The sequence below is a fragment of the Nocardia bovistercoris genome (assembly GCF_015674855.1).
In the GTDB taxonomy this organism is placed as follows: Bacteria; Actinomycetota; Actinomycetes; order Mycobacteriales; family Mycobacteriaceae; genus Nocardia; species Nocardia bovistercoris.
This window is the reverse complement of the sequence record NZ_JADMLG010000012.1, coordinates 189,865-206,942: the sequence shown is the minus strand read 5'-3', so window position 1 is coordinate 206,942 and position 17,078 is coordinate 189,865. Positions and strand designations below refer to the sequence as shown.

At 67.5% G+C, this 17,078-nt stretch carries 18 protein-coding genes; 3 read left to right on the top strand and 15 right to left on the bottom strand.

Going from position 1 to position 17,078, the window contains the following annotated elements; all coding sequences use genetic code 11:
• The first annotated feature begins 15 nt into the window (after nt 1-15).
• Nucleotides 16-279, top strand: coding sequence for a helix-turn-helix transcriptional regulator (locus tag IT779_RS26620; protein WP_196152161.1), 264 nt, complete (start codon nt 16-18; stop codon nt 277-279).
• A gap of 7 nt (nt 280-286) precedes the next feature.
• Here the strand turns inward: IT779_RS26620 and IT779_RS26615 are convergent, their stop codons facing one another.
• The 7 genes from IT779_RS26615 to IT779_RS26585 form a co-directional block, all read right to left on the bottom strand.
• Nucleotides 287-664: a PPOX class F420-dependent oxidoreductase gene (locus tag IT779_RS26615; protein ID WP_196152160.1), complete on the bottom strand. Its 378-nt coding sequence runs from the start codon at nt 662-664 to the stop codon at nt 287-289.
• Between the two features lie 101 nt (nt 665-765).
• Complete coding sequence (locus tag IT779_RS26610; protein ID WP_196152159.1) at nt 766-1,122, bottom strand: hypothetical protein; 357 nt, start codon at nt 1,120-1,122, stop codon at nt 766-768.
• 341 nt (nt 1,123-1,463) lie between these two features.
• Nucleotides 1,464-2,516 (bottom strand): hypothetical protein, encoded by a 1,053-nt coding sequence (locus IT779_RS26605; protein ID WP_196152158.1) that lies wholly within the window; start codon nt 2,514-2,516, stop codon nt 1,464-1,466.
• A complete protein-coding gene (locus IT779_RS26600; RefSeq protein ID WP_196152157.1) occupies nt 2,513-3,682 on the bottom strand; it encodes a sensor histidine kinase in 1,170 nt (389 codons plus the stop codon). The genes IT779_RS26605 and IT779_RS26600 overlap by 4 nt, the downstream gene beginning before the upstream one ends.
• 15 nt (nt 3,683-3,697) lie before the next feature.
• Complete coding sequence (locus tag IT779_RS26595; RefSeq protein ID WP_196152156.1) at nt 3,698-4,357, bottom strand: LuxR C-terminal-related transcriptional regulator; 660 nt, start codon at nt 4,355-4,357, stop codon at nt 3,698-3,700.
• A gap of 189 nt (nt 4,358-4,546) precedes the next feature.
• Nucleotides 4,547-6,799: a tetratricopeptide repeat protein gene (locus tag IT779_RS38905; RefSeq protein ID WP_196152155.1), complete on the bottom strand. Its 2,253-nt coding sequence runs from the start codon at nt 6,797-6,799 to the stop codon at nt 4,547-4,549.
• The gene (locus IT779_RS26585) at nt 6,754-7,269 is read right to left on the bottom strand and encodes a hypothetical protein (protein ID WP_196152154.1); all 516 of its coding nucleotides are present in this window, start codon (nt 7,267-7,269) and stop codon (nt 6,754-6,756) included. Before IT779_RS26585 ends, IT779_RS38905 begins: the two co-directional genes overlap by 46 nt.
• Before the next feature lie 373 nt (nt 7,270-7,642).
• On the opposite strand from IT779_RS26585, the gene IT779_RS26580 reads away from it, so the two are divergent.
• Together IT779_RS26580 and IT779_RS26575 are read left to right on the top strand one after the other, a co-directional pair.
• A complete protein-coding gene (locus IT779_RS26580) occupies nt 7,643-7,987 on the top strand; it encodes a lipase family protein (protein WP_196152153.1) in 345 nt (114 codons plus the stop codon).
• Nucleotides 7,988-8,035: 48 nt separating this feature from the next.
• The gene (locus tag IT779_RS26575; RefSeq protein WP_196152152.1) at nt 8,036-8,173 is read left to right on the top strand and encodes an esterase/lipase family protein; all 138 of its coding nucleotides are present in this window, start codon (nt 8,036-8,038) and stop codon (nt 8,171-8,173) included.
• Between the two features lie 58 nt (nt 8,174-8,231).
• Here the strand turns inward: IT779_RS26575 and IT779_RS26570 are convergent, their stop codons facing one another.
• The 8 genes from IT779_RS26570 to IT779_RS26535 all read right to left on the bottom strand — a co-directional run bounded on the left by IT779_RS26570 (nt 8,232) and on the right by IT779_RS26535 (nt 17,038).
• Nucleotides 8,232-9,461: a PucR family transcriptional regulator gene (locus IT779_RS26570; RefSeq protein WP_196152151.1), complete on the bottom strand. Its 1,230-nt coding sequence runs from the start codon at nt 9,459-9,461 to the stop codon at nt 8,232-8,234.
• 386 nt (nt 9,462-9,847) lie between these two features.
• Entirely contained in the window at nt 9,848-10,504 is a 657-nt protein-coding gene (locus IT779_RS26565) for a DUF305 domain-containing protein (RefSeq protein WP_196152150.1), read from the bottom strand.
• Nucleotides 10,501-12,063 carry an LVIVD repeat-containing protein gene (locus tag IT779_RS26560; protein WP_232542113.1) on the bottom strand — a complete coding sequence of 521 codons (1,563 nt, stop codon included), beginning with the start codon at nt 12,061-12,063 and terminating at the stop codon, nt 10,501-10,503. The genes IT779_RS26565 and IT779_RS26560 overlap by 4 nt, the downstream gene beginning before the upstream one ends.
• Before the next feature lie 264 nt (nt 12,064-12,327).
• On the bottom strand, nt 12,328-13,122 hold the full coding sequence (locus tag IT779_RS26555; RefSeq protein WP_196152149.1) for an IclR family transcriptional regulator: 795 nt from the start codon (nt 13,120-13,122) through the stop codon (nt 12,328-12,330).
• 136 nt (nt 13,123-13,258) lie between these two features.
• On the bottom strand, nt 13,259-13,717 hold the full coding sequence (locus tag IT779_RS26550; RefSeq protein WP_196152148.1) for a hypothetical protein: 459 nt from the start codon (nt 13,715-13,717) through the stop codon (nt 13,259-13,261).
• Nucleotides 13,714-15,312, bottom strand: coding sequence for an AMP-binding protein (locus IT779_RS26545; protein WP_196152147.1), 1,599 nt, complete (start codon nt 15,310-15,312; stop codon nt 13,714-13,716). Before IT779_RS26545 ends, IT779_RS26550 begins: the two co-directional genes overlap by 4 nt.
• A gap of 32 nt (nt 15,313-15,344) precedes the next feature.
• Nucleotides 15,345-16,178 carry a 3-(cis-5,6-dihydroxycyclohexa-1,3-dien-1-yl)propanoate dehydrogenase gene (hcaB, locus tag IT779_RS26540; RefSeq protein WP_196152146.1) on the bottom strand — a complete coding sequence of 278 codons (834 nt, stop codon included), beginning with the start codon at nt 16,176-16,178 and terminating at the stop codon, nt 15,345-15,347.
• Nucleotides 16,175-17,038 (bottom strand): alpha/beta fold hydrolase, encoded by an 864-nt coding sequence (locus IT779_RS26535; RefSeq protein WP_196152238.1) that lies wholly within the window; start codon nt 17,036-17,038, stop codon nt 16,175-16,177. The genes hcaB and IT779_RS26535 overlap by 4 nt, the downstream gene beginning before the upstream one ends.
• Nucleotides 17,039-17,078: the final 40 nt, after the last annotated feature.

Below are 17,078 nucleotides of genomic sequence, written 5' to 3'. Positions count from 1 at the left end.
TCGTATCCTGACCGCATGGTCCGCCTCCCGCTCACCCCCGCCCAGATCGAAGCGGGCCGCCGCCTCGGCGCCCGACTGCGCGCGGCCCGCGCGAACCGCGACCTCACCGACGTCGCCACCAGCGCGGGCATCTCCCCCGAAACCCTCCGCAAGATCGAAACCGGCCGCCTCCCCTCCCCCGCCTTCGGCACCGTGGTCGCCCTCGCACAGGCGCTCGACCTGCCGATTCAGGAACTCGCCGAAACCTGGCGCGCGGCAGGTCTCGCCGAATCCGCCTGAGCCGCTCTCAGATCTCGGCGATGGCCACACCCACCGACCCGTCCGCGCCCTTGAACAGCCGATGCGCCCGAATCAACAGACGCCCGGAAATCGGATACTTCTTGATCACCGCCGCACGGACCCGCTCGGTCCCCTCGGCCCCCAACACCTCCGCATGCCCCCGCACCACCGGCCCGCTGGTCGTCTTCCCCCGCGCATCGCAGGTTTGCAGACTCACTTCGGGATTACGACGAATCCGTTTGACCTTCCCCGTACCGGGATTGGTCCACACCACCAGCCGATCCCCGTCGGGCGCCACCCAGACCGGCGTCGCGACCGGCGTCCCATCCTTGCGATAGGTGGTCAAAAGCGCGTATTTGCTCTCATCGATCCCGTTCCACGTCATAGCACAACGGTAGGCGCGACCAGGTCCGAATACATCCGATCGAGGACGAACAGCGCGACCACGCACCGGACACCCCGCACGAACGCACGAAGAAAGCCCGCTCAACTCGCCCCGACACCCCCACCAATCGACAAATACACCACCATGAGCACGAACAGAAACCACCCCGCCCCCTGCCAGACAGGCCAACTCCCCCCGTCCCGCCACACCAGATAGGTACGAACAAAAGCCCCGATCCCCCCGCCCAACAGCACCAAGGCGGGAACCAGAACCACCACGAGCGCCGAAGGGTTGTCGCAAAGCACCACCTCCGCCCCGGCACACGACTCACGCCGATCCGCCCACGAATAAGCGACCACCGCGACAACCCCCGCCACAGCGATCACCCCGAGCACATACATCCCCGCCCGCCGAAACGCCCCATCGTCGTTCCAACTCTTCCCGACATCGTCACCCATGACACCTCCCGAAGGCGGTCGCTGCACGAATTGCCACGAAACCACAGGCCGAGGCCGTCTCGACCCACCGTCCGGTCAGCGTCGGTGAGGGCAGGGATTCAGTTCGGCTCGACACCCGGCACAGGGTCTATCGATCGTGCTCGTCGGCCGGCACCCTGGTCGGCCGCGGTGGAAATCGTCGGCCGAGAACCCTCTCGGCCTTACGGCGACGCGCCTCGATGTGCTCGGGCGACAGAATCACCTCGACGCCGTGCAGCGTTACCTGCGTCAACGCGCTCATCGCTCGCCCTCCACAACCAGTGCTCGGACACGCCATATGCTACGCGCCGCGTCTATCGCGCTCACAAACTGTCGCGCACGCTTTCCCTGAGCAGTTCACCTTCCAAGCCGAATGTGGCACGACGTACGAAGCCGCTTCCCTGTGCGCGCACCGTGGCCAGCTCGGCGCGGCCCGCGGGCACGGTCCTGATGACGATTTCGCCGTTCTCGGCACGATCCAGTTCGACGGCGATTCCGCGCAGTAGTCGCGCGCGGACCTCGTCGTCGAGCATGTTCAGATCGCCGTCGTCGAACATCTTCACAGCGACACCACGATTGCGCGCGGCGTCGGCGGACGGATTGACGATGTCGTCCACCAAACCACTGCCGCGCAGAATCGCCGACAATTGTGACTCCAATGCCTCACAGGCGCGGATGTGTGCCGGATCGAATCCCGTGTCCGTGCCCACCCGTTCCACCAACGGCCTGGCCGCGGCCGCGAGCGCATGCAACCGATCATCGAGTGCTCTTCGGTTCTCCGCTGCCTTCTCTATCTGGCGCAGCGCGGCATCCTGTTCGGCCTTGGCGGCGAAGATCTTCGCGGCCGCAGGGCGAATCGTGTACGCGAACATCGTGGACATGGCCAGCGGGCCGAGATTGGGTAACGCGAGGAGAATGCCGGGTAGCGGCCCGCCCTGACCGGTGATAGTCGACCACACGGCGATCACCGCGAAAGTCAGCCCTATCGATGACAATGCGAATCCGGTCCTGCCGCGGACACAGAGAAACGTCTGCATCACTATGTAGACGTTGGCGGGCCAGATCGCGTGTACGTAGTCGCTCCAGGGCGGCGTCAGTACGACCAGAGCGGTCATGACCGGCGCGGCGAGACAGATCAACATGCTCGAGGTAATCGGCAGCGGATCCCGGCGAATTGTCAAAAGGGCGACCCCGACGCACCAGTACACGACCACGGTGACGGCCGATTGCCAATAGTGACCGCCGGTGCTGTGGACCCCGATGACCGCCGGTGCCGCGACACCCGCGAGATAGAACGCGAGGATCGCTCCCGCCGCGGGGGTGTTCATACCCAGCAGCGCCCGGATATCGCTGGGCTGCTTCTCGGTTCCGATCATCCCGCGACCCACAACATTTCGATGACGGTGCCATGCCCCCTGGTCGACGAGATCTGCAGTTTTCCGCCGACACGTTCGACCTGCCTCGGCAACCTTCGAAGACCCCACCGGTTGCTGATCTGCGCGGTGTCGAATCCGCAGCCGTCGTCGGCGATGATTACTCTCAACAAGCCGGGATCCATCCGAACGGTAGCGGTCTGTGTCACCTCCGGTCCGGCATGTCTGGCACTGTTCGTCATCGCCTCTTTCACAACGATTCCCGCGGTCCGAACCACCGCGGCGGCGAATCTGGCTTCAGCTCCCGCGCCATTCTCGACCACCAGGGTCGAGGTCTCCTCGACCTCGTCGAGCGACTGCAGTTTTTCGCGCAAGTAGTCGATCACCTCGTCGCCGCTGAACGGCTCGTCGCCCGATTTGGCGCCGATGTCGTCCAATGCGCGCAGCGCCTCGCCCGCGTCTCTGGCACTGAATTTTCCGGCCATACCGATGCGCAGGCAGTGCATGACGTTGTCGTGGACGACGTTGGCGAATTGCTCGCGATCGTCGTTGTAGACCAGAACCGCCTCGGCCTCGGCGCTCAACCTGACCGCTTCCGCGCGTGCGTCATCGAGCGTCTGACCGGTCCGCACCGCCCGCAGCGTGGCGGCGACGTAGACAACACAGAAACTGGTCGCGTAAATCCAACCCATCCAGAACGGCTCGTTGACCTCGGGAGCGCGCGTGATGCCCAACACCTGCACCTCGGAAACGACCACGACCGTGTAGATCATGACCCAGGACGGGCGCCATACCAGCGCCGCGGCCATGGCGGCGAGCCCCGGAACGGTCGAGACGAACGGCCATTCCGGCATCGACTCCCCCTGCCATGCCAGCGGCCAGGTGAAGGCTGCCACGAAATAGCAGAGCGCCACCGCGCCCGCCGTACGTCGGAGTGTGCGCAATTCGGCGAAGAACGCGGTCGAACACAGGAGGAGCGGCGGGCCGTACACCAGCGTCAGACCGAACGGCAGCCACCAGCTGTCGAGGCGGGCCGCTTCGTCGGCCAGGCGCGGATACAGCAGGACGAAATAGATCAGATATCCACAGGCGACAAATATCGCGAACAACCTGAGTACCCGGTCGCTGTAACCGGAACTGCCGAGTGTCAGTGGATTCTCGCGCCGCATCACCGGCCCCCGCGGCTATTCATCGATATATCCGTCACGGCGGGCGATTCTGCGCATCTCACTCTTCTTGTGGATTTCAAGTCCGACCTCGGTATATTTGTCCTTGATTTTCATGACGTACTTGCGGACAGTTTCGGGAGCGAGATAGAGTTGCGCGGCGATATCCTTCGCGGTATCTCCGGACGCGTACATGGCGAGCACCTCACGCTCGCGCGGAGTGAGCTGCGGAATCAATTCCCGATCCGCGTCGAGCGCTGCGGCCCAGTCCACGGAAGGGGCGGGCTGACCATCGGCGGCAAGGCGGATGGCTTCGACCACGGTCGCCTCCGAGTCGGTCTTCATGACCACCCCGAGCACGCCCGCCTTGCCTGCCTCTTGCACGAGGTAGCGCCGGTCCCGGGACGTGTAGACGAGAATATTTTCGATACCGGCGGATTTGAGGGCCTTGATATTCTTGCGAGGTGTGGATTTATCGGGCAATCCCTGGAGATCGAGAATCACCAGATCGAGCCGGTCGGTCTGCGCAAGCAATTCGGGCACGGTGCTCGCCGCCGCGACGAGTTCCAGATCCGGGTGCGGCCGAAAGAATCCACACAGCGCGCTGCGCATGGCATCGAGGTGGTCCTCCACCAGCCCTATACGGCGCGGCGCCGACGCCGGTTCGGGTGTCGTCATCGCTGACCTTTCGAAACATGGCCGCCACTTCGATGACGACCGGTTGGATTTCTTTGCGAGCATCCGTAGCGGTGTCGGATGAACAACTTCGGACAAACCGAGTGATCCGAACACCGTCGGATCATCGTAGGAAACGCGAGGAGAATTCTTGTACCCCAATTTTTGGTATAGCGGTCGGATGGGAGGCGCTCAGCGCGCGGGTCCTCGGTCGGACTCCTCTTCCGTGGCACCGAAGTCGGCGGGCCTGGCGCCCGCGGCCAGTCGGAACCATTCGTCGGCTTCCGGGGCGTCGCCCCGATCCCGCAACAGCGTGCCGAGCAAGGCCATCGCATCGGTGTCGCCGGACGCGGCGGCCCGCCGGTACAAGGATTCGGCCTCTACGACCGCACCGCGGTTCTGCAACACCATCCCCAGCCAACGCGTGGCGTCGGTATCGCCCGCCTCAACCCCGCGGCGATACCAGATCTCGGCTTGCTCCTTGTCGCCGCGGTCGTGTAGGAAACTTCCGAGCAGGGCCATCGCATTCGTATCACCCATACCGATACCTTTTCGGTAGAACGCCTCGGCGCCTGCCTCGTCACCGCGCTCCTGCAACAGGATGCCGAGCAGAGCCATCGCCCTGATATCCCCCGCCTCCGCCGCCCGCCGATACCATGCCTCGGCCTCGGCGTCCTCACCACGCTCCTGCGACAGGATCCCGAGCAGATTCATCGCACGAGTACTGCCCGCCGCCACGGCTCGCCGGTACCACGCTTCGGCCTCGGCGTCCTCACCACGCTCCTGTGACAGGATGCCGAGCAGGTCCATCGCACGAGTACTGCCCGCCAGAGCGGCGCGGCGCAGCCAGATCTCGGCTTCGGCATCATCGCCACGTTCCCGCAGCAGACTGCCGAGCAAACGCATCGCGCTCGAATGGTCGCCCTCCGCGGCGCGGCGCAACCATGTTTCGGCCTCGGCGTCATCGCCGTGCTCCTGCAACGAGATACCGAGCAGAGCCATCGCCCTGATATCCCCCGCCTCCGCCGCCCGCCGATACCATGCCTCGGCCTCGACCTCGGCGCCACGCCGATACAGTGCGCTGCCCAGCCACCCCATGGCATCGACGTCACCGGCGTCCGCCGCTCGGCGATACCAGATTCCGGCCTCGGCCTCCGAACCACGCTCGTGCAAGAAGAGCCCGAGCAGCGACATCGCGTCACCCGCGCCCATTTCGGCCGCACGCCGTACCAATGCTTCCGACGCGTCCCGATTCTCACGGCTGCGCGCGGTGATACCGACCGAAAGCAAGGTATTGGAGTCGGCGTCGCGGGTCGCGCCGTCCCAGAAGTCGGGCGGGATGTCCCGGTGGGAATGGTGCCGGACAGCGCCGTCGTCCGCGGCGACGAGATAGTCGAAGGGGCGGTAGGCGCGGGATCGGTCCGGTAACCGATGGGTCACCAGCGCAGCGACGCTTCCGGCATCTCGGGTGGGCAGGCGTGCGACGCCGATCGCCTCACGTACCTGTTCCACCGTGACATCGAGTTCGGGACGCTGATCCTCGATGGTGCGCATGGTGAGTTCGATCAGCAGATCCTCCGGCACCGGCCGGGGATGCCCGATCCGAGCCCAGTCGATCGCTACCTGCAAGACAGCATGCAGGGCGGGGTTTCCGAATCGTGCGACATCATATCGCCGGAGCTGCTCGGGAGCGCCCGCGAGAATCTCCGCCAGTCCGTGTCGACCGAGACTCAGCATCGGATAGGCGATCATGGCAGCCGCGTGCTCGAACGAATCGTCGCTGGTGGGAGCAAGTTCGATTGCTACGGCACGGTCCAGGACCGAGCGGATCTCGTATGCGAGATCTTCACCGCCCGCGCTCAGCCGATCGCGAGCTTCACTGCGCATCGTGGCCGCGACGACCGTCCGGGCCCGACGTGCGGTGAGACGGTTGAGCAGTCCGAGCGTGAGCGGTCGCCGTCGGACCAGGAACCTGTCGAGGTTTTCCAGCCAGATCACGATCGGTTCCTCGCTGCCGACGAATTCGTCGCAGTTGGCCAAGTGCGGCAGCGAATCGGGATTGGGCACCAGGATTCTCGCATCCGGCAGCTCGAGCCGCACGGCCTCGAAGAGGCTGCGCGTCTTTCCCGCTTTCGACTGTCCGACCAGTAACACCAGTCGCTCTCGTCGCAGTGCGCTTGCCAAACGCTCATCGACATCGTTGTGCGTGCGCCGCACATAGGGGTCATCGGATCCGGATCGGCCCGGCGCACCGAATTCCGAAGGTGTAGCCCCCAGTTGATAGCAATCCAGATCGGCTACGGCAGGGAGCCCGCCGTCGCTGCCGATGACCTCGATCAGTTCGATGAGAGGAGGTGGGGGCGGCGTGACGGCCGGATTGACCACGGCGGTGATAGCGGTCAGATCCCCACCGACATCGACGGCGTTGAAAGTCGAGCCTGACACCGCGGGATGCCCGGTTGCCGCCGGGCCACGGGAGGGTGGATCGGTTCTCCTCCCGCCCTGGCGCCGTCGATCCTCAAACGCCCCGTGAGGGAGAGGTCTTCGGCGGCCACGGCGGGCCCGTCGGATACCACGTCGGTGATCTCGACTTCCCCCGCCTGAATTCGGGTGAGCTGTATGCCCGCCGTCGACGATTCCCGGTCCTCGATCAGCCGCAACAGATGGCGGGCCGCCGTCAGAAGTTCCCCGTCCGCACCGGCGCCGATCCGTTGAAGTTCTTCGGCGAGAACCAGTCTGCGGGATTCCGATTCCGGCCTCGTCTCGACGACGGTCAGATCCACCGATCCGTAGCGGCTCACGATGATTTCCGTCAGCCGCCGATACGCGTCGTCCAGCTCTCGTTTCGGCGGCTCGGTCAGCCGTGCCGCCGCGCCCGCGGCAACCGCCGCCGCGACCAGCATCACCGGATCCACGCTACGAACCTCCCACCGTGAACAGCATGTGCAGGCCACTCTAACCAGGCGTTCCTCGTGCCCGGCTGTCAAATCCCATTGCACCGAGGAGGACTGTGCGAGTCGGCACGACCTGCGCCGTTCGTCTCGGGCGGACTGGTCGGTCGCATCCCAGTAGAGGCGTAACCCGTTGCCGCTGTGGAATTTTCGAGAAGTCGATCGCGCGAGTGTCCCGAGGAGTCCCGCGGTGATCGAACAGCCGCTACGGATCGTGACGTGGCGGGAACACGCGCTGCGACGCTCGCACTGTGTCGTGCCATACCGAGGTGTGTGAACAATCCGAAATGTCCGGAAGCGTCGTGGTCCCGCTCGCGGCCTCTCGCATAGTTCGGGCATGAAGAATTCCACCGGGAAACGCCGTCACCGCTGGGGCGTGGCGGCTGTCGCGGCCCTCGCCGCGGTGCTGCACGGCGGGCTCGCCGCGACCGTGCACGCCGACCCGCCGCCCGCGACACCGTATCCCGTGCCCCAGCATTTCCTCATCGATGCCATCCAGGGCGCGTTGCAGGGTGGAGCCGCAAGCCCGCCCGGCACGAACGACTGGTCGTGCAGGCCGACGCCCGAGCATCCGGAACCGGTGATCCTGATCCATGGTTTCCTCGCCAACCGCAACGACAACTGGCAGACCTACGGACCGTTGCCGGCCAACAACGGATACTGCGTCTTCGCACTCACCTAGGGCTCCCCCGACGGGAACCCGGACGCGTTCGTCGGCGGCATCACCTCGATGCGGATCAGCGCCGCGACGTTGGACGCCTTCGTCGACCGGGTCCGGCAGGCGACCGGTGCGCCGAAGGTCGCCCTCGTCGGGCACTCCGAAGGCGCGACGATGGCCTACTGGTACATCAAACTCGGGGCACGATGACGCGCACCATCGAGCGATGAGAGCCCGCGGCAATCGGATCCTTGCCCGACACGGCCTCTCAGTCGCCCCGACGACCCGCGGAAAGCGATTCCGCGGGTGGAAGGGCGGGTCGGGGCGAATCCGGTGGCCGATAGGTATCCGCGATCAGTGCCGAACGCAGTTTCCACGCGCCGTCACCGGAGGCCGGATCCAATCCGGTGAGGCGCGCGATTCGCTTGAATCGGTTGTCGACGGTGTTCGGATGGATGCCGAAGCGTTCGGAAAGGCCATGCCGATCCAGTCCGGTGATCATGTGGGCATGCAGGAAATCCATGAGGTCGCCGTGGTCGCGGAGCGGGGAAAGCATCGCGACGAGGCTGTCGCGGCCCGGCCCCGGCCGGGAGAGTTGCACCTCCATCGGCATGTGCTCGTAGCGGTAGAGGCCGCGGGGATAGCCGATCCGAGTGACCATGTCCAACAACCGGTGCGCTTCCTCCGCGGCCTCCGGAATATCGCGCGTATCGGCGGCGAGCGCGCATACGGTCAGATCCGCGTCGGCCGCCGAGGTCAGGTTGCCGACCAACTGGTCGAGATCGCCGACCCTGTTGCCGGGCAACAGAATCGTGCCTCCGATCGCACTGAGCAGTGCCATGTGGTGACGGTCGCAGCGGCGCGCCAGTTCCGTCCTGATCCGGCGGACCCGGTCGGCGCCCGTCGTCACGGCGTCTCCGGTCGTGGCGCTCGCGTCGGAACCGGCGGCGATGTGCACGGCGAGGATCACGTAGCGGGAAGCGAGGCGATATCCGTGTTCTCGTACCGCCGCCGCGGTCGCGCCGCCGCTGAGCAGTGCCACCGCGACCGCCTCGGGGCGTTGGCGCGTGGCCGCGATCGCGTCGCGTTCGGCGCGGATGTACGCGAGGGTCACGGCGGTGATGACGGCCCGGAGCAGATCTGTCGTGTGCGCGAACACGGCGCCGACGTCGACCGTCGGCGGCGGCGCCGACGGTGATCTCAGCATTCGGTCCCACTTCGAGCCGAAGGCGCTGTGCACGGCGTGCACGCTCGAGTCCAGCGGCACGGACGCCCGCGCGCACCGGGTGGCGATGTAGTCGAGGTGCGCCAGTCGGGCCGGTGCTCGACGATCGCGAAGACCGTCCTCGGGGAGTTCGAGACAGTATCGGGTGAGCGCGGCGAGAGTCGCGCGCTCTTCGCCGTCGGAGGACGGCAGCGCGAGCGAGTTGTGTTCGACGGACCCGATACCGCCGCGTCCGACGGCGCGGGCGCAGCGGGGAGATTCGGAGCGGGCCATCTCATGTCCGCGCGGCACGAGTCGACCGACGAATCACGGTGGCGGTCGGTGGTGGCATCGGAGAACCTCCTGGAGAGGGCGGTGTTTCGGCGGGATCGCCGGGTCAGCGGGTGCGGGGCGCTTGATGCGGATGCACCAGGAAGAAGTCCCACATGATCTAGTTGGCGCTGATCGCGGTGGTGGTCGCGCCGACGATCCGCGGTGGGAGCACGCCGGATCGGCCGCCGGGCCAGGTGTGGCCGCCACCGGCGATCGAATACAGCCACACGTCACCGTTGTCCGGGCACCGGTAGGAGTCGAGGGCGACGTCCGCCGCTGGTCGGGTGTGGACCGCGGGTTGGGCGGAACATCGTTGTCCTCGGGTCGATTTCGGGCGCGCGGCCCGTTCAGCGGCGTTGGCTGAGCGAGTCGAGCAGTACCCCCATGAGTCCGGCTTCCCGGCCTTGGCTGCTCATCATGTCGCGTGCGGTCTGTTCGATGACGCCGCCGTCGAGGAGCAGGTCGGCGGCTCGGGCCATCTCGATGCCGCCGTAGTGGTGGCGTTGCATCAGGCGCAGGAACAACACACTCGCCTCCTGACCGCGCGCGGCGGCGAGGGCGTCGAGTTCTTGCCAGGTCGCCATGCCGGGCATGGCGGTGTCGTGGACCGTGACATCGGTGGACTTCGCGTCGTGGTGATGGTCGGCCGCGGTCGGATCGGGCCGGTGCATCCACGACATGGGCGTCGGGTTGACCGAAGGCCGACCCGCCAGGCGCAGCCAACCGGTCAGCTGGCCGATCTCGCCGCGCTGCACCGTCTCGATCTGGCGAGCGATGGCAAGCACCGCGGAATCGGCGCCGGGGTCCAGCCGCGAGATCATGATCAGCGCCTGGTTGTGGTGGGCGAGCATGTCCTGGGCGAAGCCGGTCTCGGTGGGGTTGAGCACCGGCTCGGCGGGGGTTCGGTCATCGGTGACCAGCGGCCGCGCGGCCGCGCCGAGGACAAGCAGCAGCACGGCAAGGCCGGTGAGTCCGGCGGCGGTCACCATGGCGCGCGCGGTCATGAGCCGATGGCGGTCTGCTGGTTCGACGGCGGGGCGTAGACGGCCGGGTCGAGCGCGAGCACGTTGTAGGTGTTGTCGTTGCAGCTGACCCACAGCTGGTCCGCGCGCCAGTGCGGCGGTGAGGTGCACCAGTCGGTGGACATGTCGCCGAAGACGACCTGGCCCGTGCGTGAACTCAACGCCTGAGCGGGGTCGAAGACGCCTGCGGCGATGGCCTGCATGATCGCGCCGGTGCCGAGGATCGGCGCACCGATGACCGACATGGTCTTGTGCGCCGAGTTGACGATCGCGTCGGCGTCGTTCTTGCGCGCGGGCGGGTTGTAGTAGGCGATCTCCTTGACGTGGAAGGGGTCTCGGACGTCGAAGACGCGGATGCCCGAACCGAACCAGCCGCAGGCCAGCGCGGTGGGGTCGGCGGGTCGGTCGGCCGAGCAGTAGTGCGGGTCGTAGGAGAAGATCGAGCCGCCCATACTGGATGCCAGTGCGGTGTCCAGGTTTTCGGGCAGGTTGATCTCGAGTTTGATGGAGTTGACCACGCGCGGACGGGCTTCGTTCGAGACGTCGACGAGTTTGACGCCGCCGCTGCCCGCTTCGTCGGGGGCGAACAGATACGGTGTGCCGCCGTAGGTCACGGGGATGGCGTGCTGGGTGGCCCAGCCGTCGGTCCACGTGGTCTCCGACAGGATCGGCACCGAGGGATCGGGGTCGCGGCGCTGCACGGCGGAGATGTCCATGATGGTGACCCCGCCCAGGTTGTTGGTGAGGTACATGCGGTTGCCGTCGGGGCTGAAACCCATCCCGTGCATGGAAGGTCCCGGCATGCCCTGCCAGACGACCTTCGGTTGGGTGGGATCACGCAGGTCGACGGCGCTGACCAGGCCGGGCGCGGTGCCCGATGACCAGTAGGTGTTGCCGTCGGGCGAGAAGCCGCCTTCGTGGGCGGTGATCGGCAGCGGCAGCGACAGCGAGGAGCCCGCGCCGGTGTTGAGCAGTCGCGGGTTGCGGCAGTCGGAGATGTCGTAGACCGACATCAGTCCCGCGCCGGTGAGGAACGGCGCACCGGCGGCGACGAGGAGTTTGCGGCCGGTGTGGACCTTGAGCGATTCCCACGTGCCCGCGAGCATCGCCGGTTCGGTCAGCGCGCCCGCGAGGACGGGGTCGGCGGGGTCGGCGATGTCGAGCACCTGGACGCCGACGGCGGGGCCGTGGAAGCTGCCGGGAATGAAGCTGCCGATGTAGGCGCAGGTGTCGAACACCCCGGAGACCACGCCGCCGCCGTAGCCGCCGTAGCTTCCGACGCGGGTGATGTTGCAGGTGTAGCCCTTGGTGCTGCGACCGTTGTCGCGGTCGGCGACGGGCACGTCGCCCTGCAGCCCGGTTTCGGGGCTCGAGCCCGGCGCGCAGGTGGCGCGGGCCGCGGTCGAGCGGGACAGGTCGTGCAGCACCTGGACATCGGCGGCGGCGTGACCTGCGGGGCCGAGCACGGTCAACGTGGGGAACAGAGTTGCGGCGATGCCGAGCGTGGCTACTCGGCGGACACGCGTGAAGAGTGACGTCATTGCCTCCCTCACCGCTGAGGGACCCTTCCTGATCCGCTACCGGCGGCCCAACGCCGTCGGTATCCGTGGTGTCCGCGGATCCGTACCGTGCCGATCCCGTGTTCTCCCGGCGGTCGAGCCGCCCGGTCGCTGCGCGGGGACGTGGTGTCGCGGACGAGCGATGCGCAGCGCATCTGCTGTGAACACTGTCACTCGGCCGCGGGTTTGTGGCGTAGCTCGCGTTCCGTCAGGCGGAACGGCGGCATCGGCCCGCAGGCAGCGGGTTCAGCGCCCGCCGACCGCCGCGGGTTCGAGTCGCAGCAGCGCTCTGGCGGCGGCGGTGCACGTCCGGCGCAGGCGCGGCTCGAGCGCGGCGGTGTCGAGATGTCCGGCGGGAGCGGCGATCGACAGCGCCGCGAGCGGCCGTCCGCGACGGTCGAGGATCGGGGCCGCCATACACGTCAGTCCCGCTCGACTCTCCTGGTGATCCAGGGCGATCCCGCGGCGGCGGATCTCGCCGAGGTCCCGCTCGAGGTGCGCGGTTTCGGTGATGGTCCATTCGGTGAGCGCGGCCAAGGGTTCGGTCCCGGCTCGGGTGGCGGCGACGGGGTGATAGGCCAGCATCGCTTTGCCGACGGCGGTGGCGTGGGCGGGCAGTCGGCCGCCGATGCGGGAGGGGGCGGCGACGCTGCGATGGCCGTAGAGCTTGGCGAGGTAGACGACCTCGGTGCCATGGAGCGCGGCCAGATGCACGGTGTGGTGGGTGGATTCGTAGAGGTCGGTCAGGTACGGCAGCAGCAGATCCCGAGTGCGCTCGTTCTCGGGGGTGTAGGCGGCCTGCCCGAGTCGGTGCAGGCGGGCGCCGAGGCGGTAACCGGTGCCGACCCGCTCGACCACGTCGTTGCGCTCGAGCAGGGCCAGCACGCGGAAGGCGGTCGACTTGCTGAGCTGGGCTCGCCGAGCCAGTTCGCTGACCCCGATGCCGGTGTGGGACTGGTAGTCGAAGGCCGCGAGCAGGCTGATGGCCTTGTCGACGGCGGCGCGGTCGTCGCGAAGTGGTTCGGCAGTAGACGTCGGCATAACGGCTTCCTCTTGCTCGAAGCCGTACTGTCACTTTCAGTGCACCAGTACGGCACTTATATGTGACATATGATGGTCGCCACTCGCACCAATGGTCAAGAGTGACGAACCGTCAAATATAAGTGACATACGAGTATCAAGCCCCCGGTACGCGGTCCGCCTCCTCGTCGCCGGCGCGCACCCACGCCGGTACGGCGACGAGCAGCGCCAACTCGCCACCGGGAACATCGACCTCCACCACCGGATGCAACCCGACCTCCCGCGCGGCGGCGATATCGTCGGCCGCGGCCGCCGGAAAGGGGACGACGACCCGCCGACAGCGCGGGTCGGCGGAGTGGATCGCGGCGATCACCGCGCCGAGCAGTTCCGCCCGCACGGCCGCGGAGTCGACATCGGTGATCTCGAGGTCCACGTCGTTGGCCGCGACCGGGTAGGCGTCGCGCAACCGCCCGACCGTGCAGCGCTGGAGCCGCACGGTCGCCGTGTGTCCGTCGTCGTCGCGCACGGCGAGCTCGACGCGGCTCGGGGTGCGGGAGAGCGCCTCACCGTGCCAGGGCGACGGCAGTTCGGGGACAGGCAGCGGCGGGGTTCTCACGCCTGCCCGCTCCCGCCTTCGGCGATCATGGCGCGGATGGCGCGCTTGTCGAGTTTGCCCGAGGCATTGCGCGGCACGGTGGCGACCTGCTCGAGGCGGGTGGGCAATTTGTAGCGCGCCAGCGTGGCGGCCGCGTGATCGCGCACGAGTTCGAGGGTGAGTGCGGTGTCCTCGCCCGCGCTGACGACCGCGACGACCGTCTCGCCCCACCGCGGGTCCTCGGCGCCGACGACCGCGACGTCGACGAGGCCGGGCAGGTCGGCCAAGGCGCGCTCGACCTCGGCGGGGTAGATGTTCTCCCCGCCGCTGATGATCATGTCCTTGAGCCGGTCGACGATGAACAGGTAGCCGTCGGCATCGAGATAGCCGATGTCGCCGGAATGGAACCAGCCCTCGTCGTCGAAGGCCGCTGCGGTGGCGGCGGGGTTGTTCCAGTAGCCGGGGGTGACGTTGGGGCCGCGCACGACGATCTCACCGCTGACGCCCTCGGGCACGACCGCACCCGTGCCGGGTTCGATGACGCGGACTTCGGTGTGGGCCATGGGGATTCCGGCCGAGCCGAGCTTGTCGACGGTGCGCTCGACGGGCAGGTGGGTGGCGAACGGCGCGGTCTCGGTCAGGCCCCACGCCTGTTGCAGGGTGACGCCGTGTTCGGCGTAGAGCTCGATCAGCGACGGCGGCACCGGCGCCGCGGCCACGACGACGGTGCGCAGCGCGGGCAGCGGACGGTCGAAGACGCCGGGCACCCGCGCGAGGGCGGCGAGCATCGCGGGCACCGCGAACAGCGAGTTGACGCCGAATTCGAGCAGATCCCGCAGTAATCCGGCGGGATCGAAGCCGCGGCGCAGTACCACCGTGCCGCCGCGGACCAGGGTGCGCAGGGCAAGGGCGTTGAGTCCGCCGATGTGGAACAGCGGTGCGACGGCATGGGTGATGTCGCCGCGGCGGGTGTCCAAACGGGCGTCGACATTGATCCCGTTCCACCACAGGTTGCCGTAGGTGAGGATCACGCCCTTGGGCTGTCCGGTGGTTCCCGAGGTGAACATGATCATGGCCGGGTCGTCGAATCCGCGCGCGGGCGCGGCGTCCGCCGGTTTCGCCGCGTCCAGTAGCGCGGACCACGCCCGCCACGGCCCGGCGACGCGGGCGGCGGGCGTCTCCGGATCGTCGTCGACGAGCAGGAATCCTTTCAGCGGTGTCCGGTCGGCGACGCCGTCGAGGATTTCGCGGTGGCCTTCCTCGCACACGATGATCGTGGCGCCGCTGCGCTCGAGCACGGCGACCAGCTCGGGACCGGCGAGGCGGAAGTTGAGCGGGACGTAGATCGCGCCGCGCCGCATGGCGGCGAACATGGTGATCAGGAAGGCCGGACTGTTGAGTCCGAGGTAGGCGACGCGGTCGCCGTCGCCGATGCCGTGCTCGGCGAGCACGGTGGTCAGGCGCGCCACGCGGTCGTTCAGTGCGGCGTAGGTGAGGTCGCCGCCCGCGTAGTGCACGGCGGTGACCTCGGGCTGGTAGCGGGCGTTGGTGCGGATCGCGTGGGTAGGGTTGGTATCCGTCGCGGCGCCGGAATTGGCCGGATGGGCCGTGATCATCGTTCTCCTCGAACTCCGGGTGTGCGTGTCGATTACAGGTGGTCGCCGCCCGCCGCGCTCCCGAAGCCGCGGACACCGATACCGCCGTCTACCGAGATCGCCTGGCCGGTGATGGGGCCGCTCTGCGCACGGGAGGCGAGCAGGACGTAGGAGCCGGTGAAGTCGCGGGGATCAGTGCTCGAGTCGTGCAACGGAATCGGCGGCGGGGGCAGGTCGTCGGGACGCTTGTCGAACGAGGCGGCCAGTGACCGGCCCTGCATCTCCAATGACTCCGGCCCGCGCAGATCGGTCTTCATGCCACCGCACGCCACGCCGTTGACGCGGACCTTCGGTGCGAGTTCGAAGGCCAATTCGCGCATGAGCCCGAGGCAGGCGTGTTTGCTCGCGGTGTAGATCGGGCCGCCGCCGTTGACGTAGAACGAGGCATTGGACAGGGTCATGACGATGCTGCCCCTGGTCTTCACCAGTTCGCGCCACGAGGCTTCGGCGGCAAGCAGGTACCCCCTCACGTTGACGGCGAACAGTTCGTCGAAGGTGGTCGACAGTTCGGCGGCGTCCAAGCGGGTGAGGGCACGTTTGTAATCCCAGATTCCGGCGTTGGCGACCAGGGTGTCCAGCTTGCCGAACCGGGCGACCGTGTCGGCGACCGCGGCGTGCAGCGCGTCGGCGTCACGGACATCGGCGCGGACGGCGAACACGCGGTCCGGGTCCGGGCTGTCGGCGACGACCTTCTCGAGTTGCTCGAGGTTCCTGCCGAGGATGGCGACCGAGGCGCCTTCGGCGACGAAACGTTCGGCGACCGCACGGCCGATGCCCGAGCCGCCGCCGGTGACCAGTGCGACGTAGCCGTCGAGCCAGCCGGTCACGACAACTCGCCGAGGAAGTCGGTGACGAGGCGCTCGAATTCGCGAGCGCGTTCGAGCTGGACCCAGTGCCCACAGTTGCCGAAGATGTGCATCTGCACGTCGCGGATGTTCCTGAGCATGATCTGCGCGCCGTCCAGGGTGATGGTGCGATCGTCACGCCCCCACAGCAACAGGGTCGGCGCCGTGATCTTGTGCAGTTCGCGCCACAGCGGGTCCATGCCGTGACGTTTGCCGAAGGCGGCGTTGTAGCGGTGGTAGAACGCGATGTGGCTCTCGTCGAGGGAGGCTTCGTAGCGGGCGCGCACGACCTCGGCGCCGAACTGCTCGTGGTCGAACACCATCGTGCGGATGAAGTTCGCCATCTTCTTCTCGGTCGGGCCGCCGCCGTTGTAGTAGCGGAACATCTCCTTCTGGCCCTCGGTCGGGGTCGGCCCGAACGACAGCCAGCCCCCGCCGGGCGCCATCAGCACCAGGCCGGAGACCCGGGCGGGCCGGGTCTGGGCCATGCCGATCGCGGCCGCGCCGCCGAGGCTGTTGCCGAGCAGGTGGAACCGGTCGACATCGAGCGCGTCGAGGGTCTGGAACAGGGCGTCGACGGTGATCTCGGTGATGGAGCGCGCGTCGAGGTCGGCTTCGGTCGGCCGGTAGCTGCCGCCGAATCCGGGCTGGTCGGGCAGGATCACGCGGAACCGCTGCGCGAGCGCGGGCAGGTTCTGGTGATAGTTGGAGACCCCGGACGCGCCGGGGCCGCCGCCGTGCAGCATGACCAATGTCGGGCCGGTGCCGATCTCGGCGACGGCGATCGGACCGTTGTCGGTCTCGACGCTGCGTCGGGTGAGTTCGAGTTCATGCCACTGCAACAAGACGTCGGTGTCGGTGTCGGACACAGGCTTCCGCCTT